Consider the following 25,786-nt stretch of genomic DNA (forward strand, 5'->3'; position numbering starts at 1 on the left):
GGTTTTTAGTCCGCCAGAGCGGCCAGTTGCTCCGCCTGATGTTCGTTCACCAGTGGATCGATGACCGGGTCCAGATCGCCGGCCATGATGGCTTCCAGCTTGTAGAGGGTCAGGTTGATGCGATGATCCGTGACCCGTCCCTGGGGAAAGTTGTAGGTGCGGATACGCTCGGAGCGATCCCCGCTGCCCACCAGGCTCTTGCGGGTGGCACTTTGTTCCTGGAAGCGGCGGGTTTCTTCCCGCTCGATCAACCTGGCGGCCAGCAGACTCATGGCCCGGGCCTTGTTCTTGTGCTGGGAGCGCTCGTCCTGACATTCCACCACCAGGCCGGTGGGCAGGTGGGTGAGACGCACGGCGGAATCGGTCCGGTTGACGTGCTGGCCGCCGGCGCCGCTGGCCCGATAGGTGTCAATGCGAAGGTCCGCCGGATTGATCTCGGGGATCTCCATCTCGTCCGGTTCCGGCATCACGGCAACGGTGGCGGCAGAGGTGTGGATGCGGCCCTGGGATTCTGTATCCGGTACCCGCTGTACCCGGTGGGCACCGGATTCAAACTTGAGGCGGGAATAGACCCCGCGCCCAATGATGCGGGCGATGACCTCCCGGTAACCGCCATGCTCGCCCTCGCTTTCGGACAAAAGTTCCACCTGCCAGCCCCGGGTCTCCGCATAGCGGCTGTACATGCGGAACAGATCGCCGGCGAAGATGGCGGCCTCGTCCCCGCCGGTGCCGGCACGGATTTCCAGGAAGGTGTTGTTCTCGTCGTGGGGATCCTTCGGGATCAGGTGCCGCTGCAGGTCCAGTTCCAGGGACGCCAGCCGCTCGGAGACCAGGGGGATTTCCTCCTCGGCCATGGCCCGCAGGTCCGGGTCCGGATCCCGGGCCATCTGGCGGGCCGCCTCCAGCTCATCGGTGGCGGCGGCATAGTCTTTCCAGCTTAGAACCACCGGTTCCAGCTGGCTGTATTCCATGGAATACCGGCGAAAGCGATCCTGATCCTCGATGGTCTGTGGGTCCGCCAGCAGGCCACTGAGTTCCTCGAAACGATCTGCGATCTCTTCAAGTTTGCGACGAATGGAGTCTTTCACGAGTGGGGCTTGTCGGTGGGACTCGGCAATTTGAAGAGGGCATGGGCGGCGTCCACCAACTCCAGGCGTCCTTCACGGGCGGCCTCGTTCATGGTGTGGCAGGGGTCATGCAGCAGCTTGTTGGTGAGGGTATGGGCCAGGAAGGACAGGGCTTCTTCCGGTGACTTGCCGGCGGCCACCATCTGATTGGCCTTTTCCAGCACTTCCAGCTGCACGGTGTGAGCTTTATCACGGAAGGCGCAGATGGTGCTCACCGCGCTCTGGGCCCGCAGCCAGCCCATGAAGGTGCTGACCTGGGAGTCGATGATCTCCTCCGCCTGACGAGCGGCTTCGCGACGGGACTGGAGGTTTTCCTGGATGACTTCTTCCAGGTCGTCCACGGTATAGAGGAAGACGTTGTCCAGGCTGCCCACTTCCGGCTCGATGTCCCGGGGTACGGCGATGTCCACCATGAACATGGGGCGACGCTTGCGGGCTTTCAAGGCCCGTTCCACGGCACCTTTGCCCAGAATCGGCAAGGGGCTGGCAGTGGAGGAAATGAGAATGTCGGCTTCCGCCAGACGGGCGGGGATCTCCGAGAGGGTAATCACCTCGGCATCGAACTCGCTGGCCAGGGTCTTGGCCCGTTCCACCGTGCGGTTGGCGACGATGATGCGGCCAATCTGGTTGCTGTGCAGATGGCGGGCCGCCAGTTCGATGGTCTCACCGGCACCGATCATCAGGGCGGTGAGGGGCTTCATGTCGCCCCAGATCTGCCTGGCCAGGGAAACGGCGGCAAAGGCCACCGAGACCGGGCTGGAGCCGATGGCGGTGGAGGTGCGGACGTTCTTGGCCACCGAGAAGGCATGCTGGAACAGTCGCCCCAGCTGGCGGCCCAGGGTGCCGGCGGCGCCGGCGCTCTGATAGGACCCCTTGAGCTGGCCCAGGATCTGAGGTTCTCCCAGTACCAGGGAATCCAGGCCACAGGCCACCCGAAGCAGGTGCTTGACCGCTTCGGCTTCTGAATGACGGTAAATGTAGGGCTGGATCTCGCCGGGCTTGAGCCGATGGAAGTCGGCCAGCCAGTGCAACACCCGGTCCGTGGGCTGATGGGCCTCGGAACGGAAGTAGATTTCCGTCCGGTTGCAGGTGGACAGGATCGCCGCTTCCTCCACCGGCGTGGAACGGATCAGGCCGGTGAGGGCTTCATCCATGCGGTCCGGGGAGAATACAACCCGTTCGCGAATCCCGACCGGGGCGGATTTATGATTGACTCCGAGAGTAAAAAGCATCGCACGTGAAGACCTGTGTAATAGGGTATTTTGCGCCAGCATTGAAGTCATGACAAGGTGTCCCGGATTTTCAACCCTTTGAGTCCACTTGGAAAACCGATTTTTTAGCGGGAATTGACCCGCTTGGGGGAACTTATCGGTCCCGATGGGGTGCTAAGGAACATGGGGATGGTGTCACCATGTCCGTGCTGCTGCTCAACCGCATTGTAATCCGCGTCAATGTGGTGGATTCCCCGTCGGGCGTCCATGTCCCCCATCAAGAGCTTGCAATTTCCCGCGCCGACGGACTTGACTTGCCGGTCCACCCGGTTGACGTGCCTGTGCTGCGGGAGTGTCCGCTCCAGTTTACACTGTCCTGCGACTTTGACACGCCTTTTCGGGGTCATCATTTTGAACAAATGGGTTTATAGTTCTTCCATGCTGCCCAGATATCCATCGTTTTTCCCCCGTATCTCCCCCGGTTCAGTGGGTCGTCCCTGGATAGTGTTGATGCTGTGCGGGATGTTGGCCGCCTGCTCCGGGATGCCCCGTGACAACAGTGGTGAGGCCCACGAACCCTGGTTGCCCCTGGCGGAAGGCCATCTGCTGCCATTGGAGATTGACGATAACGGCGTTGCCGATCTGTTTTATGAGCTGCTGGTGGGGGAAATTGCCGGACATATGGGCCAACTGCAAGTCTCTGTGGCGCATTACCTGCGTGCGGCTCAGCGGACCCGTAACCCGGAAGTGGCTGAACGGGCCACCCGTATCGCCTTGTTTTCCGGCGATCCAGAAGCTGCCCTGCCGGGGGCCGAGCGTTGGCTGGCACTGGAGCCTGATAACCAGGAAGCCCGGCAGGTGCTGGCGGCGCTTTTGGTGAATGCAGGGCGGCCTGAAGATGCCGCACCCCATTTACTTCAGGTGCTTGAATATCTGGAAGCGATGGAGGGAGAGGGGCTTGGCCCACTGGTCAACATGCTTGCCCGCAGTCAGCAGGGGGATGCCGCGGTAACGGCCCTGACCCTGGTGGCCCAGGCCCGTGAAAATGATCCCCAGGCCTATCTGGCTGTGGCCAGACTGGCCCTGCGCCAGGATTTGCCCCTGACGGCAGTGGCTGCCGCCGAGCAGGCCCTGGTTCTGGATGATCACCTCCTTGAGGCCCATGTCCTGCGGGCCAGGGGGCTGGTGCAGGCCGGCGATCAGGCTGCCGCTTTGCAAGCCATGGATCAGTTGGTGGCCCGTTATCCCGATGATGTGGACCTGCGGGTCACCTATGCCCGCATGTTATTGCAGGCAGACCATTACGACGACGCCCGTCGGCAGTTTGAGCAGGCGGTCCAGTCCCGGCCAGGGGATGCAGATCTGCTGTATACCCTGGGGTTGCTGAACATCGAAGTGGCCCAGTACGAAGACGCCCAGCGTTATCTGGAACGGGTGCTGCAAACCGGACGACGTATTCCCGAAGCCCGGTATTACCTGGGACGGATTGCCGAGGCCACCGGTCAGCCGGAGCAGGCAATCCGGTTTTATGAGCAGGTCAGTCGGGGTGAACATCGCCACGAATCCCGGCTGCGGGCTGCCTTGTTGATGGGGGAAATGGGGCAGGTGACCCACGCCCGGGAGGAACTGTCCGCCCTGCGGCAGCGATTGGACGATCCGATTGAACGGGTCCGGGTGTATCTGGCAGAGGCCAGCCTGCTCCGGAATATCCGGGATTATTGGGCGGGTATGGATTTGCTGGATCAGGGCCTGAGGGAGTATCCAGATAATCTGGAACTGCTCTATGCCCGGGCGCTCATGGCCGAGCGACTGGAGCGGATTGATCAGGTAGAAGCGGATTTGACGCTGATTCTGGATCAGGATCCGGATAATCCGGCTGCCCTCAATGCCCTGGGTTATATCCTCACTGATCGTACTGACCGCCATGAAGAAGCCTACGGCTATATCCGTCGAGCCTATGCGCAACGGCCCAATGATGCAGCCATCATCGACAGCATGGGGTGGGTGCTCTATCGCCTGGGTCGCCTGGAGGAGGCCGAAATCTATCTGCGGCGCGCCTATGACCTGATGGAGGACGGTGAAATAGCCAGTAATCTGGCCGCCCTGCTCTGGGATATGGGGGCGCAGCAGGAGGCTTTGGATATTCTCCATCGCGCCCTGGAGCGTGAACCGGACCATGAGCGCCTGCATCGGCTCAGGGAGCGCTTGGTGCCATGAAAATCAAGGGATGGCTGTTAATGCTGGCCGCCTTGATGCTGGGTGGCTGTGCCGTGCAGCCCCCGTTGCCGGTGGATCATCAGGCTCAGGCCTGGCAGACCCGGATGCAACAGCTTGGGGCGCAGGATGACTGGGTGTTGACTGGCCGGATTGCCCTGTTTCTGGAAAATGAACAGTGGAACGCCCATTTACGCTGGCGTCAACGGGGGGATGACTATGATATTCAATTATTGGGTCCCTTCGGGCGCCATGGCGCCACCCTGGTGGGTCGTGCCTCCGGTGTAACCCTGCGTAACGCCGAAGGAGAGGTGTATCAGGATCAGGACGTGGACCAGCTGGTGTATCAGACCCTGGGCTGGCAGTTGCCGGTCAGTGGCCTGCGCTACTGGGTTCTGGGTATTTTGGCCCCCGGGCCGGTGACAGACCTGACCCTGGACCCGTTGGGTCGGCCCCAGCGATTGCTGCAGTCCGGCTGGGACGTGGGGTATGATCGCTATACCGAGGTGGGCGATACCATGACATTGCCCGACCGCATGAGACTCACTTTTGACACCATCCGCGTCCGCCTGGTGGTGGATGATTGGCAGATAAACCATGACCCGACATGATCCTGGTATGGGCTGGCCCGCGCCTGCCAAGCTGAATCTCTTTTTGCACATCACCGGGCGTCGTCCCGACGGCTATCACGCGTTGCAGTCCGTGTTTCAGTTCCTCGATTATGGGGACCGTCTGGATTTTCGGTTACTCGATGAGGATCGGGTGTACGCCGAGCATGTTCTGGATGGGGTGAACCATGACGATGATCTGACCGTGCGGGCGGCCCTGGCCCTCAAGGCGGCCACCGGCTACCCTGGCGGCGTGGCCATTCGGGTCCATAAATGCTTGCCCATGGGGGGCGGACTGGGGGGCGGCAGTTCTGATGCCGCCACGGTGCTGGTGGCCCTCAATGCCCTTTGGGGCACTGGACTGGACGACGATGCCCTGGCCGACATGGGCCTGCGACTGGGGGCGGATGTTCCCGTGTTCGTGCGTGGCCATGCGGCCTGGGCAGAAGGCGTCGGGGAACAGTTAAAGCCGGTGTCGCCACCAGAGCCCTGGTATCTGGTGGTGCATCCCGGCGTCATGGTGCCCACTGCTGCAATCTTTTCCGATCCTGGATTGACACGGGACTGTTCATCCATCACAATAGCGGACTTTCTTGCAGGGCGAGCGGGGAACGTATGTGAGCCGATCGTCTGCCAGCGCTTTCCAGAGGTGGCCAAAGCCCTGGAATGGCTGCAGGATCAGGGGGTCATGGCCCGTATGACGGGGACCGGCAGTTGCGTGTTTGGTGTCTTTGAGACAGAAGACGCTGCCCGCGCCGCCTGTGAGCATTTGCCGAAGGTGTGGGCAGGATTTGTAGCCCAGGGTTGCAATGCCTCTCCGCTGCACCGGCACCGAAAACAGCTCCGGGTTATCAGTGCCCTGCAGGAATAACGGATAACACGATTTATTGGGCCGTCGCCAAGTGGTAAGGCACCGGGTTTTGATCCCGGCATTCGCAGGTTCGAATCCTGCCGGCCCAGCCATTCTTCAGACGTTGCTTGCCAACGCCAGGCCAGCGCCGCCTCCGGTTGATTGTCACCATGACAGCTGCCGACGGGTGGCGCTTATGCTGTGGTGCGGGCTGATGCGTCCTTTCGCCGGCAGGGTGGCCCGCATCAGCCCGGCTGGTGGGTTCCTGTCATCCGATTCGTTCGCAACCGGACATTGTCGCAATCATGCTGCCCAGGTCCACAGTGGTGGAAAAATCCAAAATGATGGTTTTCGCGGGGAATGCCACGCCCCAACTGGCACAGAGTGTCGTCAATCACCTCAATCTCCCCCTGGGCAAGGCCGTTGTTGGCCGTTTCAGTGATGGTGAGGTGCAGGTGGAAATCCTGGAGAACGTGCGTGGTCGGGACGTGTTCATCGTCCAGTCTACCGGCGCGCCCACCAATGACAATCTGATGGAACTGCTGATCATGGTAGATGCCTTGCGTCGGGCTTCCGCTGGTCGCATCACCACGGTCATTCCCTATTTTGGTTATTCCCGCCAGGATCGTCGGGTGCGATCTGCCCGGGTGCCCATCTCTGCCAAGGTGGTGGCCAACATGCTGGAGGCCGTGGGTGCCGATCGGGTGTTAATGGTGGATGTGCATGCCGATCAGGTTCAGGGCTTTTTTAACGTGCCGGTGGATAACGTCTATGCCTCGCCGGTGTTGCTGGGGCATATCTGGCGTCAGAAAATTCCCAACCTGCTGGTGGTATCTCCTGATGTGGGGGGGGTGGTCCGCGCCCGCGCCCTGGCCAAGCGTCTGGATGATGCAGAACTGGCCATTATCGACAAGCGGCGTCCCAAACCCAACGAGTCCCAGGTGATGCACATCATCGGCGATGTGGAAGACAAGACCTGCATCATCATCGACGACCTGGTGGATACCGCCGGTACCCTGTGCCAGGCTGCCAAGGCCCTCAAGGATCATGGCGCCGCCAAGGTCATGGCCTATGCCACCCACCCGGTACTCTCCGGTCCTGCCATCGAAAACATCAATAACTCCCAGCTCGATGAACTGGTGGTCACGGACACCCTGCCCCTGCGTCCTGAAGCCAAGGCCTGTGGCCGCATCAAGCAGCTCAGCGTGGCCGGCATGCTGGCGGAAACCATCCGCCGTATCAATCGTGAGGAATCGGTCAGCTCCCTGTTCATCGATTGATGAACAGACTAAGGCTGAATCGCCATGGTCTCTCCTGGTCGCGGGAGAGGCATTTTGTAGGTATGACTGGAGAATTTACATGAGTGTCAATTTCGAATTGCAAGGCGAGCTGCGCGCAGACCAGGGCAAGGGTGCGAGCCGCCGCCTGCGTCGCGCCGGCAAGCTGCCTGCCATTGTTTATGGTGCCGGCAAGGACCCCATGGCCATCACTCTGGATCACAACGCTGTGTGGTTGAGTCTGGCCCATGAGGCGTTCTATTCCCACATCCTGACCTTGAAGGTGAACGGTCATTCCGAGCGGGTTATCCTGCGTGACCTGCAGCGTCATCCGGTGAAGCAGATGGTCCTGCACATGGATCTGCAGCGGGTGACCGATGATCAGGCCATCAAGGTCCATGTGCCTTTGCACTTCATCAATGAAGAGGTCTGTGTGGGCGTCAAGACCGGCGGCGGCATGATCAGCCACCAGGCGGTGGAAGTGGAAGTGGAATGTCTGCCCAAAAACCTGCCGGAATTCATCGAGGTGGACGTGGCTGCGCTGAATGTGGGTGAATCTTTGCATCTGTCCCAGATTCAGTTGCCCGAAGGGGTGACTGTTGTGGCCCTGGCTCAGGGTGCAGACCATGATCTGCCGGTGGTCAGTGTGCTCAAGACCCGTGGTGGCAGCAGCACTGAAGAATCCGAAGCCGAGGGCGAAGGTGAGGCATAAGCCGCCTTTTCTTTCTGATTGCAAGATAGGGATGACACCGGCCAGTGGCTGACAAAGACACCGTTCAGGTCATCGCGGGGCTGGGCAATCCCGGTCCCGACTATGCCATGACCCGGCACAATGCCGGGTTCTGGTTTGTGGAGGAACTGGCCCGCCGTCATGGCGGCCAGTTTCGTCTGGAGAACAAGTTTGCCGGCGAAACGGCGCGCATCCGCGTCGAGGGGCAGGAGATCTGGTTGATCAAGCCCCAGACCTACATGAATCACAGTGGTCAACCCATCCGGCTGCTCACCCAGTTTTACAAAATTCCCATCACCTCCGTACTGGTGGCCCACGACGAGATCGATCTGCCGCCGGGCACGGCCCGTCTCAAGCGCGGGGGTGGGCATGGCGGGCACAATGGGCTGCGGGATATCATGGCCCACCAGGGGCAGGACTTCATGCGCCTGCGGCTGGGGGTAGGCCACCCCGGTCATCGTGAGCAGGTGGTCGGATTTGTCCTGAACCGCCCCTCCCGAGAGGAAGCGCCTCTGATCATGGCTGCCATTGATCGTGCCGCTGACCTCATGCCCCTGCTGCTGTCCCAAGGGCTGCAGAAAGCCACAAACCGTCTGCACTCGGCGTGATTGCTCCGGTTTGCCCCCTTTTTCATTTTCTGATTTCACCTGATCTTACCCGGACCCTTCCATGAGCTTGAAATGCGGCATCGTTGGCCTGCCCAATGTGGGCAAATCCACCCTCTTCAACGCCCTGACCAAGGCGGGTATTCAGGCGGAAAACTACCCTTTCTGCACCATCGACCCCAATGTGGGCGTGGTACCGGTGCCTGATCCCCGGCTTAGGGTTCTGGCCGGCATCGTTTCCCCGGAACGGGTGCTGCCCACCACCGTGGAATTTGTGGACATTGCCGGGCTGGTGGCCGGGGCTTCCAAGGGAGAGGGTCTGGGTAATCAGTTTTTGGCCCATATCCGTGAGACCGACGCGGTTGCTCATGTGGTGCGCTGTTTTGAAAATGACGATGTGATTCACGTGGCGGGCCAGGTGGATCCCCTCTCCGACATTGAGGTGATTCATACCGAACTGGCTTTGGCAGACCTGGAAACCGTGGACAAGGCCCTGACCCGCCTGACCCGCAATGCCAAGTCGGGCAACAAGGATGCCATTGCCCGCAAGCAGGTGGCCGAGAAGGTACAGGCCGTGCTGGCTGAGGGTCGTCCTGCCCGCAGTACCCCGCTGGATGATGATGAGCGCCTGCTGCTCAAGGAATTGCAACTCATCACTGCCAAGCCCACCATGTATATTGCCAATGTCAATGAGGATGGCTTCGACAATAACCCGCTGTTGGCGCGGGTGCGGGAACATGCCGCTACAGAACAGGCCCAGGTGGTGCCGGTCTGTGCTGCCATGGAAGCGGAGATTGCCCAGTTGGATGAGGCCGACAAGGCCGAATTTCTGGGGGAAATGGGTCTGGAGGAAGCCGGACTGGATCGAGTGATCCGGGCTGCCTATGAATTATTGGGCCTGCAAACCTTTTTCACTGCCGGGGTCAAGGAAGTCCGGGCCTGGACCGTCAAGCGGGGAGCCACCGCGCCCAGGGCCGCCGGGGCTATTCATACGGATTTTGAAAAAGGCTTCATCCGTGCCGAAGTGATTGCCTACGACGATTTCGTCCACTGCAAGGGTGAGCAGGGCGCCAAGGATGCCGGCAAATGGCGTCTGGAAGGCAAGGAATATACGATGAAGGAAGGGGACGTGGTGCACTTCCGGTTTAATGTTTGAGGGCGTGGAGTCGGTCTCCACACCCTTGACAAACACCCTTTGGTGGGTCAGCCGTCCTGGTTGATGCGGGCGATCAGTTCCTTGAGCACGGTATCAGCCCGGTCGTTATCGATCTGACAGGTGCCGGCTGCCTGATGGCCGCCGCCACCATATTCCAGCATCAGTTCACCGATGTTGGTCCGGGAGCTGCGGTCAAAAATCGATTTGCCCACCGCCATCACGGTATTTTGACGTCTGACCCCCCACATGACGTGGATGGAAATGTTGCACTGGGGGAAGAGGGCGTAAATCATGAAACGGTTACCGGCCCAGATGGTGTCTTCCTGGCGCAGATCCAGTACCACCAGATTGCCATGTACGGTGGCACAGCGCTGGATCTGTTCCTTGAAGCGTGCTTCGTGCTCAAAATACAGGTCCACCCGTTCCTTCACGTCGGGCAGGGACAGGATATCGTCAATGCCGTGGTTTTTGCAGTAATCGATCAGATCCATCATCAGGGCATAGTTGGAAATGCGAAATTCCCGGAATCGGCCCAGCCCGGTGCGGGCATCCATCAGGAAATTCAGCAGTACCCATCCCCTGGCATTAAGCACTTCCTCCAGATCGAATCGGGCGGCATCCCCTTTATCCACCGCCGCCATCATTTCGTCCCAGGCCGGGGGAAAGGCATCGTGCCCACCGTAGTGACGCCACACCACCCGCGCTGCCGATGGGGCATCCGGGTCGATGATGTGATTGTCCCGCTGCTGGTTGCGCAGGGTTTCTGACAGGTGATGGTCAAAAGCCAAGTGTACGCCTTCCACATAGGGAAGGTTTGTCGTGATGTCCTGGGCAGTGATGTCCACCTTGCCGTCCTGCATGTCCTTTGGGTGCACGAAAAGTATGTCTTCAATCAGCCCTAGATGCTTGAGCAAAACCGCGCAGACCAGGCCATCAAAATCGCTACGCGTGACCAGACGAAAAGGCTGTTGAGGCATCAGGTAATCTCCCGCTGGGTGGCTATACAGGTTTGTGCCATGATAACCAGTTGCCCGTCAACGGCCAATGATTGTTGCTGTTTTTTGCAACCGCATCCGGCGAATGGTCGGAAAAAATCACCGATAGTGGAAATTAATGCTTGACACCTGATCCGGGGATGGGAATAATCACCGGCTTTCACCCTTGGAGGGGTTCCCGAGCGGTCAAAGGGGGCAGACTGTAAATCTGCTGGCTCAGCCTTCGAAGGTTCGAATCCTTCCCCCTCCACCAGATTTTTGGTCCCGGCGTTGGTCACTGCACACAGTTGATGGCGCCGGGATTGCTTCCTGAGCGATGGAAGTTAAAGTATTTGACTTTAGTGTGTCGTGTCACGATGTGGCCGGCAAGGCAGATGTCGGCAGAGCGATCATGGCGCCGTCGGCAAAGCGGGGTTCCGCGGGTGTAGTTCAATGGTAGAACCTCAGCCTTCCAAGCTGATGATGTGGGTTCGATTCCCATCACCCGCTCCAACAGCATGGTTATTAAAGTCCGGCCCATATAGCTCAGTCGGTAGAGCACTTCCTTGGTAAGGAAGAGGTCACCGGTTCAAGTCCGGTTATGGGCTCCATCATTTATTTTTTGTGTACAGCAAGAACTTCAACCGGGGTGCTAGACCATGTCGAAGGAAAAATTCGAGCGTAATAAGCCGCACGTGAACGTGGGCACCATTGGTCACGTTGACCATGGCAAGACCACGCTGACGGCGGCGCTGACGGTGGTTCAGGCGAAGAAGTATGGTGGTGAGGTCCGTGGCTACGACCAGATCGACAACGCCCCGGAAGAGCGCGCTCGCGGTATTACCATTGCTACGTCCCATGTGGAGTACGAGTCCGACAACCGTCACTATGCCCACGTGGATTGCCCCGGTCACGCCGACTACGTGAAGAACATGATCACCGGTGCGGCACAGATGGACGGCGCGATTCTGGTGGTGTCTGCCGCGGACGGCCCGATGCCCCAGACCCGTGAGCACATTCTGCTGGCCCGTCAGGTGGGCGTGCCCTACATTGTCGTGTTCCTGAACAAGGCCGACATGGTGGACGATGCCGAGCTGCTGGAGCTGGTGGAAATGGAAGTGCGCGACCTGCTGTCGAGCTATGACTTCCCTGGTGACGACACCCCGATCGTTGTCGGTTCTGCCCTCAAGGCCCTGGAAGGTGACACCTCCGACATCGGCATGCCGGCCATCGACAAGCTGATTGCGGCCCTGGATGATTACATTCCGGAGCCGGAGCGTGCCATCGACGGTGCGTTCCTGATGCCGGTGGAAGACGTGTTTTCCATCTCTGGTCGTGGTACAGTGGTGACTGGCCGTATCGAGCGCGGTATTGTCAAGGTGGGTGACGAAGTCTCCATCGTGGGTATCCGCGACACCATCAAGACCACCGTGACCGGCGTGGAAATGTTCCGCAAGCTGCTGGATCAGGGTCAGGCGGGTGACAACGTGGGCGTGCTGCTGCGTGGCACCAAGCGTGACGAAGTGGAGCGTGGCCAGGTGCTGTGCAAGAGCGGCTCCATTACCCCGCACACCAAGTTCGAAGCGGAAGTGTACGTGCTGTCGAAGGAAGAGGGTGGTCGTCACACCCCGTTCTTCAACGGCTACCGTCCGCAGTTCTACTTCCGTACCACGGACGTGACCGGTTCCTGCGATCTGCCGGAAGGCATCGAGATGGTGATGCCCGGTGACAACGTGAAGATGACCGTTTCCCTGATCGCCCCCATTGCGATGGAAGACGGTCTGCGCTTTGCGATCCGTGAAGGTGGCCGTACCGTCGGCGCCGGCGTGGTCGCCAAGATCATCGAGTAAGCAGTAAGAAGTGCTGGCGGAATCATCCGCCGAGGCGGTACAATAGCCCGGTCCGATGGCACTGAATCCGGCACCTGAAACAGGTGCCGGGTTTGAACCCCAGGGCAAGGCGTTTGTATCGGTTGTTACAGGCCAGTAGCTCAATTGGCAGAGCAGCGGTCTCCAAAACCGCAGGTTGGGGGTTCGAGTCCCTCCTGGCCTGCCATCTCTCGCAGGCAGTTGCGATTGCAACCGGGTCAAGTTCTATCCCATGGCAGGTAAAGCGGAAGTAGAAGGTGCCGGTTTCGACACCGTCAAGCTCCTGGTGGCCGTTGGCCTGCTGGTGGCGGGCGTCATCGGCTTTTATTGGTTTTCGGACGAGTCGACCCTCTTCCGTGTGCTGGGCCTGTTGGCCATCAGCGGCATCGCGGTGGGTATTGTATTTACTACTGCCAAGGGTCGGGCGCTGGCGGGGTTTCTTCAGGATTCCCGTACCGAGGTCCGCAAAATGGTCTGGCCCACCCGGGTCGAGACCCTGCAGACCTCTTTGGTCGTCCTGGCGGTGACCATCCTCGTGGCGATCATGCTGTGGCTGATCGACATGTTTTTAGGGTGGTCGATTCGCGAATTTATCCGCTGAGCAATTTAGGAAGTCAAGATGGCCCTGCGTTGGTATGTCGTCCATGCATATTCCGGTTTTGAAAATCAGGTGAAGCGCTCGCTCAAGGAGCGCGTCGCCCGTTTTGATATGCAGGATAAATTTGGGGACATCCTCGTGCCCACCGAAGAAGTGGTGGAGATGCGGGATGGACAAAAACGCAAGAGCGAACGCAAGTTCTTCCCCGGTTATGTTCTGGTCCACATGGAGATGGACGAAGATACCTGGCATCTTGTCAAGAGTGTCCCCAAGGTGTTGGGCTTTATCGGTGCCAATGCTGACCGTCCTACACCCATCTCCGACAAGGAAGCCGATGTCATCCTGCAGCGTATGCAGGAGGGTGCAGAAAAGCCTCGTCCCAAGGTCTTGTTCGAGCCGGGCGAAGTGGTTCGGGTCACCGACGGCCCCTTCAACGACTTCAATGCTGTCGTGGAAGAAGTCAATTACGACAAAAACCGCCTTTTGGTAGCGGTCCAGATTTTTGGCCGCTCCACGCCCGTGGAGCTGGAGTTTCACCAGGTCGAAAAAGTTTAATTTCGTTGGAATCACCGAATCGCGGCAGGTCCTGGGCAACTCCGGGGCCTGCCGCTTTTCCTCAGGGGAGCCGAAAGGCGCTAGCACCCACATTCAGGAGTTCATGTCATGGCTAAGAAAATTGAAGCTTACATCAAGCTTCAGGTGGCCGCTGGTAAGGCCAATCCCAGTCCCCCCGTCGGCCCTGCTCTGGGTCAGCGTGGCGTCAACATCATGGAATTCTGTAAGGCTTTTAATGCCCAGACCCAAAATCTGGAGCCGGGCCTGCCGATTCCGGTAGTGATCACCGTCTATTCCGACCGTTCCTTCACCTTTATCACCAAGACCCCCCCGGCTTCCGTGCTGCTGCGCAAGGCCGCCGGTGTGCCCAAGGGTTCTGCGACACCCAATACCGCCAAGGTGGGCAAGGTGACCCGTGAGCAGGTGGAAGAAATTGCCCGCACCAAAATGCCCGATCTGACCGCTGCGGATCTGGATGCCGCCGTGCGTTCCATCGCCGGCAGTGCGCGCAGTATGGGTCTTGACGTGGAGGGCATGTGAGATGGCAAAGCTGAGCAAGCGCATGCGGGCGATCCGCGAGAAGGTCGAGCCGGGCAAGCTGTATCCGGTATCCGAAGCCCTGCAACTGCTGAAGGACACGGCTTCTGCCAAGTTCAGTGAGTCCGTGGACGTGGCGGTGAATCTGGGTGTGGACCCGCGTAAGTCCGATCAGGTGGTACGTGGTTCCACCGTGCTGCCCAATGGTACCGGCAAGAGCGTGCGGGTGGCGGTGTTCACTCAGGGCGCCAATGCTGATGCTGCCCGTGAAGCCGGTGCCGACATCGTCGGCATGGATGATCTGGCCGCCGAAGTGAAGGCCGGCAATCTGAACTTTGATGTGGTGATCGCCAGCCCTGACGCCATGCGTGTGGTCGGTCAGCTGGGCCAGATCCTGGGTCCCCGTGGCCTGATGCCCAACCCCAAGGTAGGCACGGTGGCTGCCGATGTGGCCGGCGCGGTGAGAAATGCCAAGGCGGGTCAGGTACGCTATCGCACCGACAAGGGCGGCATCATTCACTGCACCATCGGCAATGTGGGCTTTGAACCCAAGGCGCTGGAAGAAAATCTGATGGCCCTGCTGGGGGATCTGATGAAGGCCAAGCCGGCTGCTGCCAAGGGCGTGTATATGAAGCGGGTGACCGTGTCCACCACCATGGGCCCCGGTCTGCCGGTGGATCAAAGTTCACTGGCGCTGTAATGGCATCCGCCCCTGCCCCTGTTGGGGTGGGGTATTTGAAGGTTTCAAGTTTGGGTGGGGCTGCCGGCGCAAGCCGGCATCCGTCCAAGACCGCAGGCGTCCCGGTTGCCGGGACTTAATGGAAGTTTCAGGTCCGCCTGCGCAGACGGTGTCTCCCGATTCAGGTTCTTCCTGCCAAGGGTACGCCGTAAAGGTAGTTGGGGGGCATTATGCCTTCCGACTTTATCACTCAGCGTCATCGGCGCAAGCCCTTGACGTCAAACAGGAGGTATGTCCGTGGCACTGAATCTCGAAGACAAGAAGGCGATTGTCTCTGAGGTCGCCGCGGTGGCCGCCAGCGCTCATTCAGCCGTTGCGGCTGAATATCGCGGACTTTCCGTGGGTGAGATGACCGAACTGCGCAAAAAAGCGCGTGAGTCCGGCGTCTATCTGCGGGTGGTGAAGAACTCCCTCGCCCGTCGTGCGGTTGAGGGAACCGATTTCCAGTGCATGCAGGAAGGCATGGTCGGACCTCTGGTTCTGGCCTTTTCCCAGGAAGATCCGGGTGCTGCTGCAAGACTGGTCAAGGACTTTGCCAAGAGTCACGCGAAGCTGGAGTGCAAGATGGTGTCCGTGGGTGGACAGCTGCTGGGTCCGGGTGAACTGGATCGTCTGGCCAGCATGCCGACCCACGATCAGGCCATCAGCCTGCTCATGGCTGTGATGAAGGCGCCGCTCGACAAGTTCGCGCGCACCCTCAACGAAGTCCCGGGCAAGTTTGTTCGCACTGTGGCCGCTATTCGCGACCAGAAACAGGCATCTGCCTGAGCTTATTTTTGAACCGAATCGGGTATCACACCCTACTTAGGAGTTAACCATGGCTGTTTCGAAAGAAGAAATCCTGGAAACCATTTCCAACATGACCGTCCTGGAAATCGTTGATCTGATTTCCGCAATGGAAGAAAAGTTTGGTGTGAGCGCTGCTGCTGCCGTGGCTGCCGCCCCCGTTGCTGCCGCCGGTGGCGAAGCTGCTGCTGAAGTCAAGGACGAGTTTGACGTCGTCATGACCAGCTTCGGCGCCAACAAGGTCAACGTGATCAAGGTCATCCGCGGCCTGACCGGTCTGGGTCTGAAGGAAGCCAAGGATATGGTCGAATCCGCGCCCGCCACCGTGAAGGAAGGCGTGAACAAGGAAGAAGCCGAGAAGATCAAGAAGGAACTGGAAGAAGCCGGCGCCAGCGTCGAACTCAAGTAAGGCGTTGGTCTGGTCTTTGTTTCGCGACCTGGTCGCGTGACACCCGGGGGCTGGCGGTGATACACCGCCGGCCTCTTGCTGCTTGCTCCACCTCACCCCGCACACAAGGGTGGCGTGTCGATTCTAGTGTGAGGAATCACAATGGCTTATAGCTACACCGAGAAGAAGCGCATCCGCAAGGATTTCGGCAAACGGCCCCAGATCCTCGATGTCCCCTATCTGCTGGCCACGCAGATTGATTCCTACCGTCAGTTCCTGCAGATGAGCGAGCCCCGTCAGGGCCGCGATGAGGTGGGCCTGCACGCCGCCTTCAAGTCGGTGTTCCCGATCGTGAGTTATTCCGGGTCCGTAGAACTGGAATACGTCAGCTACCGCTTGGGTGATCCCGTATTTGATGTCAAGGAATGTCAGTTGCGTGGCATGACCTATGCCGCTCCGCTGCGTGTACTGCTGCGCCTGGTGATCTACGACAAGGAAGCCCCGGCGGGTTCCCGTGTGGTCAAGGACATCAAGGAGCAGGAAGTGTACATGGGCGAACTGCCCTTGATGACCGAGAATGGTACCTTCGTGATCAACGGTACCGAGCGGGTCATCGTGTCCCAGCTGCATCGCTCTCCTGGCGTGTTCTTTGATCATGACAAGGGCAAGACCCACAGTTCTGGCAAATTGCTGTTCAATGCCCGCGTGATTCCCTACCGTGGGTCCTGGCTGGACTTCGAGTTCGACCAGAAGGACGCCATTTATGTGCGTATCGACCGTCGCCGCAAGCTGCCTGCGACGGTGTTGCTCCGCGCCCTGGGCCTAGAGGAAGAAGACATTCTGGAAACCTTTTTTGAGACCAATACCGTCAATCTTCTCAAGGAAGGTTTCGAGATGGAACTGGTACCGGATCGCCTGCGGGGCGAGACGGCAGCCTTTGACATCTATGTGGGTGACGAGCGCCTGGTGGAGTCTGGCCGCCGCATCACCGCCCGGCATGTGCGTCAGATGGAGCAGGCCGGACTGAAGTCACTGGAGGTGCCCGCTGAATTTTTGGTGGGCAAGATTCTCGCCCATGGCATTGTTGACGAGGACAGCGGCGAAGTGGTGGCCAATGCCAATGACGAGCTCACCGCCGAACTGCTGGAAAAAATTCGTCGTTCCGGGCGCAAAACTTTCCGTACCCTGTACACCAATGACCTGGATCATGGGCCGTACATTTCCAATACCCTGCGCATTGATACCACCCGTTCCCAGTTGGAGGCCCAGGTGGAGATTTACCGGATGATGCGTCCGGGTGAGCCGCCCACCAAGGATGCTGCGGAAAATCTGTTCCAGGGGTTGTTTTTCACCGAGGACCGGTATGACCTGTCTGCTGTGGGGCGGATGAAATTCAATCGCCGTGTGGGCCGCGAGGAAGAAGTGGGTCCTGGGGTTCTGGACAACGATGACATTCTGGATGTGATCAAGGTTTTGATCGACATTCGCAATGGCAATGGCCAGGTGGATGATATCGACCATCTGGGTAACCGTCGCGTGCGTAGCGTGGGCGAGATGGCGGAAAACGTCTTCCGCGTGGGTCTGGTGCGGGTGGAACGGGCTGTCAAGGAACGCCTGAGCGTGGCCGAGAGCGAAGGGCTGATGCCCCAGGAACTCATCAACGCCAAGCCGGTGGCGGCAGCGGTGAAGGAGTTCTTCGGCTCCAGCCAGCTGTCCCAGTTCATGGACCAGAACAACCCCTTGTCCGAGGTCACCCACAAGCGGCGCATCTCCGCCCTGGGGCCTGGCGGTCTGACCCGGGAACGGGCAGGCTTTGAAGTCCGTGACGTGCATCCCACCCACTATGGTCGCGTCTGTCCCATCGAGACCCCGGAAGGTCCGAATATCGGTCTGATCAACTCCCTGGCCGTGTACGCCCGCACCAACCGTTACGGTTTTCTCGAAACCCCCTACCGGCGGGTAGAAGAGGGCAAGGTGACGGATGAGATTTTGTATCTGTCGGCCATCGAGGAAAGCAACTACGTCATCGCCCAGGCGAACGCCACCCTGGACGAGTCCGGCAACCTGATGGACGAACTGGTGTCCTGCCGATTCCAGAACGAGTTCACCATGTCCACCCCGGACAAGATCCAGTGCATGGATATTTCACCCAAGCAGATCGTCTCCGTGGCGGCGGCGCTGATTCCGTTCCTGGAGCATGACGACGCCAACCGCGCCCTCATGGGTTCCAACATGCAGCGTCAGGCGGTGCCCTGTCTGCGTGCCGAGACTCCGGTGGTGGGCACCGGCATTGAGCGTACCGTGGCCATTGACTCCGGTTCTTCCATCGTGGCCCGTCGTGGCGGGGTGGTGGACTCGGTGGATGCGGCCAGGGTGGTGGTGCGTGTCAACGATGACGAGACCGAAGCCGGCGAACCCGGTGTGGACATCTACAACTTCATCAAGTACACCCGCTCCAACCAGAATACCTGCATCAACCAGCGTCCGCTGGTCCGTGTCGGTGATGTCATCGCCCGTGGTGATGTGATTGCCGATGGTTCCTCGACGGATCTGGGGGAACTGGCCCTGGGCCAGAACATGCTGGTGGCCTTCATGCCCTGGAATGGCTATAACTTCGAGGACTCCATCCTCATCTCCGAGCGGGTGGTGCAGGAAGACCGCTTTACCTCGATTCACATCGAGGAACTCACCTGTGTGGCCCGGGATACCAAGCTGGGACCAGAGGAGATCAGTGCCGATATTCCCAACGTGTCCGAGAGCCTGCTGTCCAAGCTGGATGAATCTGGCATCGTTTATGTAGGGGCCGAAGTGAAGCCGGGAGACATCCTGGTGGGCAAGGTGACCCCCAAGGGCGAAACCCAGCTGACCCCGGAAGAAAAGCTGCTGCGCGCCATCTTCGGCGAGAAGGCGTCGGATGTGAAGGACACCAGCCTGCGTGTTTCCTCCGGCATCGAGGGTACCGTGATCGACGTGCGGGTCTTTACCCGCGACGGGGTGGAAAAGGACAAGCGTGCCCTGCAGATCGAGGAAATGGCGCTGGAATCGGTACGCAAGGATCTCAAGGATCAGCTGCGTATCTATGAAAACGACATCTACGATCGGGTGGAAAAATTGCTATGCGGCAAACTGGCAGCCGGTGGTCCCGGTGGCCTCAAGGATGGTGCCAAGGTGAGCCGTACCTACCTGAGCGAATTGGCACGGGAAAAATGGTTCGAAATCCGCATGCGCAGCGAAGAGGTCAATGAGCAGCTGGAACTGATGCAGGACCAGCTCAAATTGCAGCATGATGCGTTTGAAAAGCGCTTCAAGGAGCAAAAGGCCAAGCTCACCGCCGGTGATGATCTGGCCCCGGGCGTGCTCAAGATGGTCAAGGTCTATCTGGCCGTGAAGCGTCGCATGCAGCCTGGTGACAAGATGGCAGGCCGTCATGGTAACAAGGGTGTGGTATCCATGATTGTGCCCATGGAGGACATGCCCTACCTGGAGGACGGTACACCGGTGGATATCGTGCTCAACCCCCTGGGTGTGCCGTCCCGCATGAACGTGGGGCAGGTGCTGGAAACCCATCTGGGATGGGCTGCCAAGGGTCTGGGCCAGAAGATCGGTCGCATGATCGACGCCAAGGCCCAGGTGGACGAATTGCGCCAGTTCCTGGATCAGGTCTATAACCACGATCCGGACAACAGCAAGGAAGATCTGTCTTTGCTCTCCGATGAAGAAGTGATTGAACTGGCCCAGCGTCTGCGCCGTGGTGTGCCCATGGCCACCCCAGTATTTGATGGTGCCGAAGAGCATGAAATCAAGCATATGCTCAAGCTGGCGGGCCTGCCGGAGACCGGTCAGACCAGCCTGTATGATGGCCGTACCGGCGATTCTTTCGATCGTCCGGTCACCGTGGGCTACATGCACATGCTCAAGCTCAATCATCTGGTGGATGACAAGATGCACGCCCGTTCCACGGGGCCGTACAGCCTGGTGACCCAGCAGCCCCTGGGGGGCAAGGCCCAGTTTGGCGGCCAGCGCTTCGGGGAGATGGAAGTCTGGGCCCTGGAGGCCTATGGCGCTGCCTATACATTGCAGGAAATGTTGACCGTGAAGTCGGATGACGTACAGGGCCGCAACAAGATGTACAAGAACATCGTCGACGGCGATCACCGGATGGAAGCGAATATTCCCGAGTCCTTCAATGTACTCATGAAGGAAATCCGTTCGCTGGCCATCAATATCGAACTGGAGCAGGACTGAGCCAGGACCACATGACGGGGGCGGACCTTCCGTCCGCCCCGTCGGGCAATCAGGACGTGTCCGCTCCGACTCAATCGAGGTGAATCGATGAAAGATCTTCTCAATCTACTCAAGCAGCAAGGCCAGGTGGAAGAATTTGATGCCATCCGGATCGCGCTGGCGTCCCCTGAAATGATCCGGTCCTGGTCATTCGGCGAGGTCAAGAAGCCGGAAACCATCAATTACCGTACCTTCAAGCCGGAACGGGATGGCCTGTTCTGCGCCAAGATTTTCGGCCCCATCAAGGACTATGAGTGCCTGTGTGGCAAGTACAAGCGCCTCAAGCACCGCGGTGTGGTGTGCGAAAAATGCGGCGTGGAAGTGACCCAGACCAAGGTGCGCCGCGAGCGCATGGGGCATATCGAGCTGGCCAGCCCGGTGGCCCACATCTGGTTCCTCAAGAGCCTGCCGTCCCGCATCGGCCTGCTGCTGGATATGACCCTGCGGGACATCGAGCGGGTGCTGTATTTTGAAGCCTTCGTGGTGGTGGATCCGGGGATGACCACCCTGGAGCGAGGTCAGTTGTTGAGCGACGAGCAGTACCTGGAGGCCATCGAGGAGCACGGCGACGAGTTCGATGCCCGGATGGGTGCGGAAGCCGTGTTTGAGCTGCTGCGTTCCCTGGACTTGCAGCAGGAGGCCAACCGCCTGCGTACGGAAGTGCGTGAAACCAGTTCCGATACCAAGATCAAGCGTCTGGCCAAGCGCCTGAAACTGATCGAATCCTTCCTGGAGTCCGGCAACAAGCCCGAGTGGATGATCCTCACGGTGCTGCCGGTGCTGCCGCCGGATCTGCGTCCCCTGGTGCCCCTGGATGGTGGTCGCTTTGCCACCTCCGACCTGAACGATCTGTATCGCCGGGTCATCAACCGCAACAACCGTCTCAAGCGCCTGCTGGAGCTCAACGCCCCGGACATCATCGTGCGCAACGAAAAGCGCATGCTGCAGGAGGCGGTGGATGCCCTGCTGGACAACGGCCGTCGTGGCCGGGCCATCACCGGCACCAACAAGCGTCCCCTCAAGTCCCTGGCCGACATGATCAAGGGCAAGCAGGGGCGTTTCCGTCAGAACCTGCTGGGCAAGCGTGTGGACTACTCCGGTCGCTCCGTGATCGTGGTGGGTCCGACCCTGCGCCTGCATCAGTGCGGTCTGCCCAAGAAAATGGCTTTGGAACTGTTCAAGCCCTTCATCTTCGGCAAGTTGCACCGTCGCGGCCTGGCCACCACCATCAAGGCGGCCAAGAAGCTGGTGGAAAGGGAAGGACCGGAGGTGTGGGATATCCTCGAAGAGGTGATCCGCGAACATCCGGTGATGCTCAACCGGGCGCCGACCCTGCACCGTCTGGGCATCCAGGCCTTTGAACCGGTGCTCATCGAAGGCAAGGCCATTCAGCTGCATCCGCTGGTCTGTGCCGCGTTCAACGCGGACTTCGACGGTGACCAGATGGCGGTGCATGTGCCCCTGTCCTTGGAGGCGCAGCTGGAAGCCCGCGCCCTGATGATGTCCACCAACAACATCCTGTCCCCGGCCAACGGCGAGCCCATCATCGTACCGTCCCAGGACATCGTACTGGGTCTGTACTATATGTCCCGGGAGCGCATCAATGCCAAAGGCGAGGGCATGATGTTCACTGATGTGGATGAGGTTCACCGGGCCTACGAAAGTGGTGTGGTGGAACTCCATGCCCGGGTGCAGGTGCGTATCCGCGAAGTGGTGGTGAACGAAGACGGCGAGCATTCGGAAATCCTGACCCGCTACCAGACCACCGTGGGCCGCGCCCTGCTGTCTCGTATCCTGCCCCCTGGCCTGCCGTTTGAAATCGTCAACCGGGATCTGACCAAGAAGGCCATCTCCGGGCTGATCAACCACTGCTATCGTCGGGTGGGGCTGAAGGAAACGGTGATCTTTGCTGACCAGCTGATGTACACCGGCTTTAAGTATTCCACCCGGGGCGGCGTTTCCTTCGGCATCAACGACATGGTGATTCCGGATGAAAAAGCAACGATTCTGACGGCAGCCGAAACCCAGGTGAAAGATATTGAGGAGCAGTATTCCTCCGGTCTGGTCACCAAGGGTGAGCGCTACAACAAGGTGGTGGATATCTGGTCCCATACCAACGACCAGGTGGCCCGGGCCATGATGGAAAAACTGGGCAAGGACGAAGTGCAAGATGCCGAAGGCAATCGGGTCAAGCAGCCGTCCTTCAATTCCATTTTCATGATGGCTGATTCTGGTGCCCGTGGTTCTGCTGCCCAGATCCGTCAGCTGGCGGGGATGCGTGGCCTGATGGCCAAGCCGGACGGCTCCATCATCGAGACCCCCATCACGGCGAACTTCCGTGAAGGTTTGAACGTATTGCAGTACTTCATCTCCACCCACGGCGCCCGTAAGGGGCTGGCGGACACGGCGCTCAAGACCGCCAACTCCGGTTATCTGACCCGGCGTCTGGTGGACGTGGCTCAGGATCTGGTGGTGACCGAGCAGGATTGCGGTACCGATCAGGGCATCGTCATGAAGCCCATCATCGAAGGTGGCGACGTGGTGGAGCCGCTGCGAGAGCGGGTGTTGGGCCGGGTACTGGCCAATGATGTGCTGTCCCTGAGCGGCGATCTGATCATGCCCCGCGGCACCCTGCTGGACGAGGACGCCGTGGATGCCATGGAAGCCGCCGGTGTGGATGAAGTGGTGGTGCGTTCCGCCATCACCTGCCAGACCCGTCACGGCATCTGTGCCAAGTGCTATGGCCGGGATCTGGCCCGTGGTCATCGGGTCAATATCGGCGAGGCGGTGGGGGTCATCGCCGCCCAGTCCATCGGTGAGCCGGGCACCCAGCTGACCATGCGTACCTTCCATATCGGGGGCGCCGCCAGCCGTACCGCAGCCGCCAGCAGTATTTCCGTGAAGGGCAAGGGGTCCATCCGTCTGCACAACATCAAGACGGTGACCAACAAGCACGGCAACCTGGTGGCAGTCTCCCGTTCCGGTGAAATCGGTGTCATCGACGAAGCCGGTCGTGAACGTGAACGCTACAAGCTGCCCTATGGTGCGGTCATTCTGGTGGTCGACGGCGAAGCAGTGGAAGCCGGCAAGGAAGTGGCAACCTGGGATCCCCACACCCATCCGATCATCACCGAGGTGGCCGGTACCATCCGCATGCAGGACTTCCTCGATGGCGTGACGGTGAACAAGCAGGTGGACGATATCACCGGCCTGACTTCCACTGTGGTCATCGATCCCAAGTCCCGTGGCGCCCAGGGCAAGGATCTGCGTCCCATGGTGAAGCTGGTGGGACCCAATGGACAGGATCTATGTCTGGCAGGGACCGAGATTCCCGCCAACTATGTGCTGCAAAGCGGCGCCATCGTCAACCTGGAAGACGGGGCCACGGTGGAGGTGGGGGATGTTATCGCCCGTATTCCCCAGGAATCCTCCAAGACCCGTGATATTACCGGGGGTCTACCTCGGGTGGCCGATCTGTTTGAGGCCAGAAAGCCCAAGGAGCCTGCCATTTTGGCGGAGCGTTCCGGGACTGTCAGCTTCGGCAAGGATACCAAGGGCAAGCAGCGCTTGATCATCACCGACGATAAAAGTGATGAGACCCATGAGGAGCTGATTCCCAAGTGGCGTCAGGTCAATGTGTTCGAGGGTGAGCATGTGGAACGGGGGGAAGTGATTGCCGACGGCGAACCCAATCCCCATGATATCCTGCGCCTGCTGGGCGTCACTGCCCTGGCTGAATACATGGTCAAGGAAATTCAGGACGTTTATCGTCTGCAGGGCGTAAAAATCAATGACAAGCACATCGAGGTGATCATTCGCCAGATGCTGCGCAAGGTGGAAATCACCTATCCGGGTGACAGCCGGTTCCTCACCGGGGAACAGGTGGATCGGGCCCGGGTGGTGGAAGAGATGGATATGCTGGGACCGGACAAGCAGCATCCCCTGTATGATCGGGTGCTGCTGGGCATCACCAAGGCCTCGCTGGTCACGGAATCCTTCATCTCGGCGGCTTCCTTCCAGGAAACCACACGGGTGCTCACCGAATCCGCTGTGCGCGGTGCCCGGGATGACCTGCGGGGTTTGAAGGAAAACGTGATCGTGGGACGCCTGATTCCGGCAGGTTCCGGGCTGGCCTACCACAAGGAGCGGCGGCGTCGTCGCCATGGGCAGGGGTTGACCCTGGCCATGCCGGAAGTGATCCCCACGCCTTCCCAGACACCGGTGACGTCAGAGTCCGGTGGTGATTTGGGTGGTATCGGGACTACGGAAGAATAATGCAGCAGTTTTTTGGGGGTAAGAGGGCACGTCATGTCTTGACACTGACAGGCCCTCTGCCTAACATATCGCACCCTCGACAGGCCGGTAGGTCCGGCCTGTCGTTGTTTTTGGGCTAGGAGAAACGCTTTCATGGCAACAATTAACCAGTTAGTGCGCAAGCCGCGCAAGCGCCCGACGGAAAAGAGCAACGTGCCGGCCCTGGAGGCCTGCCCGCAGAAGCGTGGCGTGTGTACACGTGTCTATACCACCACGCCGAAGAAGCCGAACTCCGCGCTGCGTAAGGTCGCTCGTGTGCGCCTGACGAACGGTTACGAGGTCTCCAGCTACATCGGTGGTGAAGGTCACAACCTTCAGGAACACTCGGTGGTGCTCATTCGTGGTGGTCGTGTCAAGGATTTGCCGGGTGTGCGCTATCACACGGTCCGTGGCAGCCTGGATACCCAGGGTGTACAGAACCGTAAGCAGGCTCGCTCCAAGTACGGCGCCAAGCGTCCCAAGAAGGCCTAAGGGCTCGTTGAGATAAGACCATGTCCAGAAGATCTGAAGCTCCCAAGCGCACCATCCTTCCCGATCCCAAGTACGGAAGCGAGTTGCTCGCCAAATTCATCAATACCGTGATGCGCGACGGCAAAAAGTCCGTTGCGGAGCGCGTGCTGTACGGTGCCCTGACCCAGATTGAGTCCAAGAAGGGCGACGGTATCCAGGTGCTGGAGCAGGCCCTGGAAAATGTGCGTCCCCGGGTCGAGGTGAAATCCCGTCGCGTGGGTGGTGCCACCTATCAGGTGCCGGTGGAAGTGCGCGCCGTGCGTCAGAACGCGCTGGCCATGCGCTGGATCGTGGATGCCTCCCGCAAGCGTGGCGAAAAATCCATGGCCCTGAAGCTGGCAGGCGAACTGATGGACGCTGCTGAAAGCAAGGGTGCCGCCGTGAAAAAGCGTGAAGACACCCATCGCATGGCGGATGCCAACAAGGCCTTCTCGCATTACCGCTGGTAAGGCAAC

General features: G+C 59.6%; 22 protein-coding genes and 5 tRNA genes. 24 read left to right on the forward strand and 3 right to left on the reverse strand.

Going from position 1 to position 25,786, the window contains the following annotated elements:
* Positions 1-5 precede the first annotated feature (5 nt).
* A complete protein-coding gene (prfA, locus tag BMX62_RS01445) occupies positions 6-1,088 on the reverse strand; it encodes a peptide chain release factor 1 (RefSeq protein ID WP_090202926.1) in 1,083 nt (360 codons plus the stop codon).
* Complete coding sequence (gene hemA, locus BMX62_RS01450; RefSeq protein ID WP_090202929.1) at positions 1,085-2,359, reverse strand: glutamyl-tRNA reductase; 1,275 nt, start codon at positions 2,357-2,359, stop codon at positions 1,085-1,087. Before hemA ends, prfA begins: the two co-directional genes overlap by 4 nt.
* 179 nt (positions 2,360-2,538) lie before the next feature.
* On the opposite strand from hemA, the gene BMX62_RS12565 reads away from it, so the two are divergent.
* The 9 genes from BMX62_RS12565 (at position 2,539) to ychF (ending at position 9,778) form a co-directional block, all read left to right on the forward strand.
* Positions 2,539-2,769, forward strand: a complete 231-nt coding sequence (locus BMX62_RS12565) for a hypothetical protein (protein WP_143339636.1) — start codon at positions 2,539-2,541, stop codon at positions 2,767-2,769.
* Positions 2,770-2,848: 79 nt separating this feature from the next.
* A complete protein-coding gene (locus BMX62_RS01460) occupies positions 2,849-4,555 on the forward strand; it encodes a tetratricopeptide repeat protein (protein ID WP_238375799.1) in 1,707 nt (568 codons plus the stop codon).
* Complete coding sequence (gene lolB / locus BMX62_RS01465; RefSeq protein WP_090202937.1) at positions 4,552-5,163, forward strand: lipoprotein insertase outer membrane protein LolB; 612 nt, start codon at positions 4,552-4,554, stop codon at positions 5,161-5,163. Before BMX62_RS01460 ends, lolB begins: the two co-directional genes overlap by 4 nt.
* Positions 5,150-6,031 carry a 4-(cytidine 5'-diphospho)-2-C-methyl-D-erythritol kinase gene (ispE, locus tag BMX62_RS01470; protein ID WP_238375800.1) on the forward strand — a complete coding sequence of 294 codons (882 nt, stop codon included), beginning with the start codon at positions 5,150-5,152 and terminating at the stop codon, positions 6,029-6,031. Before lolB ends, ispE begins: the two co-directional genes overlap by 14 nt.
* A 17-nt stretch (positions 6,032-6,048) precedes the next feature.
* Positions 6,049-6,123: transfer RNA gene (locus tag BMX62_RS01475), tRNA-Gln, on the forward strand.
* Positions 6,124-6,351: 228 nt separating this feature from the next.
* Entirely contained in the window at positions 6,352-7,290 is a 939-nt protein-coding gene (locus BMX62_RS01480) for a ribose-phosphate diphosphokinase (protein WP_202906171.1), read from the forward strand.
* 79 nt (positions 7,291-7,369) lie between these two features.
* Positions 7,370-7,999 carry a 50S ribosomal protein L25/general stress protein Ctc gene (locus BMX62_RS01485; RefSeq protein WP_090202943.1) on the forward strand — a complete coding sequence of 210 codons (630 nt, stop codon included), beginning with the start codon at positions 7,370-7,372 and terminating at the stop codon, positions 7,997-7,999.
* Positions 8,000-8,043: 44 nt separating this feature from the next.
* Complete coding sequence (gene pth, locus BMX62_RS01490) at positions 8,044-8,625, forward strand: aminoacyl-tRNA hydrolase (protein ID WP_090202946.1); 582 nt, start codon at positions 8,044-8,046, stop codon at positions 8,623-8,625.
* 61 nt (positions 8,626-8,686) lie between these two features.
* Positions 8,687-9,778: a redox-regulated ATPase YchF gene (gene ychF, locus BMX62_RS01495; protein WP_090202948.1), complete on the forward strand. Its 1,092-nt coding sequence runs from the start codon at positions 8,687-8,689 to the stop codon at positions 9,776-9,778.
* Between the two features lie 47 nt (positions 9,779-9,825).
* Here the strand turns inward: ychF and BMX62_RS01500 are convergent, their stop codons facing one another.
* Positions 9,826-10,755, reverse strand: coding sequence for a DHH family phosphoesterase (locus BMX62_RS01500; protein ID WP_090202950.1), 930 nt, complete (start codon positions 10,753-10,755; stop codon positions 9,826-9,828).
* Between the two features lie 186 nt (positions 10,756-10,941).
* Between BMX62_RS01500 and BMX62_RS01505 the strand changes: the two genes are divergently transcribed.
* From BMX62_RS01505 to rpsG, 15 genes are all read left to right on the forward strand, one after another.
* Positions 10,942-11,026: transfer RNA gene (locus tag BMX62_RS01505), tRNA-Tyr, on the forward strand.
* A 165-nt stretch (positions 11,027-11,191) separates the two neighbouring features.
* Positions 11,192-11,265 (forward strand) — tRNA-Gly (locus tag BMX62_RS01510).
* Between the two features lie 22 nt (positions 11,266-11,287).
* Positions 11,288-11,363, forward strand: a tRNA-Thr gene (locus BMX62_RS01515).
* A gap of 48 nt (positions 11,364-11,411) precedes the next feature.
* Positions 11,412-12,602, forward strand: a complete 1,191-nt coding sequence (gene tuf / locus BMX62_RS01520; protein ID WP_090202954.1) for an elongation factor Tu — start codon at positions 11,412-11,414, stop codon at positions 12,600-12,602.
* 129 nt (positions 12,603-12,731) lie between these two features.
* Positions 12,732-12,807, forward strand: a tRNA-Trp gene (locus BMX62_RS01525).
* A gap of 45 nt (positions 12,808-12,852) precedes the next feature.
* Positions 12,853-13,221, forward strand: a complete 369-nt coding sequence (gene secE / locus BMX62_RS01530; protein WP_090202958.1) for a preprotein translocase subunit SecE — start codon at positions 12,853-12,855, stop codon at positions 13,219-13,221.
* An 18-nt stretch (positions 13,222-13,239) separates the two neighbouring features.
* Entirely contained in the window at positions 13,240-13,773 is a 534-nt protein-coding gene (gene nusG / locus BMX62_RS01535; protein WP_090202961.1) for a transcription termination/antitermination protein NusG, read from the forward strand.
* A gap of 108 nt (positions 13,774-13,881) precedes the next feature.
* On the forward strand, positions 13,882-14,313 hold the full coding sequence (gene rplK / locus BMX62_RS01540) for a 50S ribosomal protein L11 (protein ID WP_090202966.1): 432 nt from the start codon (positions 13,882-13,884) through the stop codon (positions 14,311-14,313).
* Between the two features lies 1 nt (position 14,314).
* Positions 14,315-15,010, forward strand: a complete 696-nt coding sequence (gene rplA / locus BMX62_RS01545) for a 50S ribosomal protein L1 (RefSeq protein WP_090202970.1) — start codon at positions 14,315-14,317, stop codon at positions 15,008-15,010.
* Between the two features lie 282 nt (positions 15,011-15,292).
* Positions 15,293-15,817, forward strand: a complete 525-nt coding sequence (rplJ, locus tag BMX62_RS01550; RefSeq protein WP_202906176.1) for a 50S ribosomal protein L10 — start codon at positions 15,293-15,295, stop codon at positions 15,815-15,817.
* 49 nt (positions 15,818-15,866) lie between these two features.
* Entirely contained in the window at positions 15,867-16,244 is a 378-nt protein-coding gene (gene rplL, locus BMX62_RS01555) for a 50S ribosomal protein L7/L12 (RefSeq protein WP_090202975.1), read from the forward strand.
* Positions 16,245-16,385: 141 nt separating this feature from the next.
* Positions 16,386-20,468 (forward strand): DNA-directed RNA polymerase subunit beta, encoded by a 4,083-nt coding sequence (gene rpoB, locus BMX62_RS01560; protein WP_090202978.1) that lies wholly within the window; start codon positions 16,386-16,388, stop codon positions 20,466-20,468.
* A gap of 87 nt (positions 20,469-20,555) precedes the next feature.
* Positions 20,556-24,782, forward strand: coding sequence for a DNA-directed RNA polymerase subunit beta' (gene rpoC / locus BMX62_RS01565; protein WP_090202979.1), 4,227 nt, complete (start codon positions 20,556-20,558; stop codon positions 24,780-24,782).
* A 132-nt stretch (positions 24,783-24,914) separates the two neighbouring features.
* The gene (gene rpsL, locus BMX62_RS01570; RefSeq protein WP_008933192.1) at positions 24,915-25,292 is read left to right on the forward strand and encodes a 30S ribosomal protein S12; all 378 of its coding nucleotides are present in this window, start codon (positions 24,915-24,917) and stop codon (positions 25,290-25,292) included.
* Between the two features lie 20 nt (positions 25,293-25,312).
* On the forward strand, positions 25,313-25,780 hold the full coding sequence (gene rpsG, locus BMX62_RS01575; protein ID WP_090202982.1) for a 30S ribosomal protein S7: 468 nt from the start codon (positions 25,313-25,315) through the stop codon (positions 25,778-25,780).
* Positions 25,781-25,786: the final 6 nt, after the last annotated feature.

It is taken from the genome of Ectothiorhodospira magna (assembly GCF_900110965.1).
Taxonomy (GTDB): Bacteria; Pseudomonadota; Gammaproteobacteria; order Ectothiorhodospirales; family Ectothiorhodospiraceae; genus Ectothiorhodospira; species Ectothiorhodospira magna.

Bases quoted from the DNA above. Each gene is read 5' to 3' on its own strand.
- secE (WP_090202958.1), top strand. From the start codon at position 12,853: ATGGCAGGTAAAGCGGAAGTAGAAGGTGCCGGTTTCGACACCGTCAAG.
- nusG (WP_090202961.1), top strand. From the start codon at position 13,240: ATGGCCCTGCGTTGGTATGTCGTCCATGCATATTCCGGTTTTGAAAAT.
- rplA (WP_090202970.1), top strand. From the start codon at position 14,315: ATGGCAAAGCTGAGCAAGCGCATGCGGGCGATCCGCGAGAAGGTCGAG.
- rpsL (WP_008933192.1), top strand. From the start codon at position 24,915: ATGGCAACAATTAACCAGTTAGTGCGCAAGCCGCGCAAGCGCCCGACG.
- rpsG (WP_090202982.1), top strand. From the start codon at position 25,313: ATGTCCAGAAGATCTGAAGCTCCCAAGCGCACCATCCTTCCCGATCCC.
- tuf (WP_090202954.1), top strand. From the start codon at position 11,412: ATGTCGAAGGAAAAATTCGAGCGTAATAAGCCGCACGTGAACGTGGGC.
- ychF (WP_090202948.1), top strand. From the start codon at position 8,687: ATGAGCTTGAAATGCGGCATCGTTGGCCTGCCCAATGTGGGCAAATCC.
- hemA (WP_090202929.1), bottom strand. From the start codon at position 2,359: ATGCTTTTTACTCTCGGAGTCAATCATAAATCCGCCCCGGTCGGGATT.
- BMX62_RS01485 (WP_090202943.1), top strand. From the start codon at position 7,370: ATGAGTGTCAATTTCGAATTGCAAGGCGAGCTGCGCGCAGACCAGGGC.
- ispE (WP_238375800.1), top strand. From the start codon at position 5,150: ATGACCCGACATGATCCTGGTATGGGCTGGCCCGCGCCTGCCAAGCTG.
- BMX62_RS01460 (WP_238375799.1), top strand. From the start codon at position 2,849: ATGCTGTGCGGGATGTTGGCCGCCTGCTCCGGGATGCCCCGTGACAAC.
- rplL (WP_090202975.1), top strand. From the start codon at position 15,867: ATGGCTGTTTCGAAAGAAGAAATCCTGGAAACCATTTCCAACATGACC.
- BMX62_RS12565 (WP_143339636.1), top strand. From the start codon at position 2,539: ATGTCCGTGCTGCTGCTCAACCGCATTGTAATCCGCGTCAATGTGGTG.
- BMX62_RS01500 (WP_090202950.1), bottom strand. From the start codon at position 10,755: ATGCCTCAACAGCCTTTTCGTCTGGTCACGCGTAGCGATTTTGATGGC.
- BMX62_RS01480 (WP_202906171.1), top strand. From the start codon at position 6,352: ATGATGGTTTTCGCGGGGAATGCCACGCCCCAACTGGCACAGAGTGTC.
- rpoC (WP_090202979.1), top strand. From the start codon at position 20,556: ATGAAAGATCTTCTCAATCTACTCAAGCAGCAAGGCCAGGTGGAAGAA.
- rplK (WP_090202966.1), top strand. From the start codon at position 13,882: ATGGCTAAGAAAATTGAAGCTTACATCAAGCTTCAGGTGGCCGCTGGT.
- rpoB (WP_090202978.1), top strand. From the start codon at position 16,386: ATGGCTTATAGCTACACCGAGAAGAAGCGCATCCGCAAGGATTTCGGC.
- lolB (WP_090202937.1), top strand. From the start codon at position 4,552: ATGAAAATCAAGGGATGGCTGTTAATGCTGGCCGCCTTGATGCTGGGT.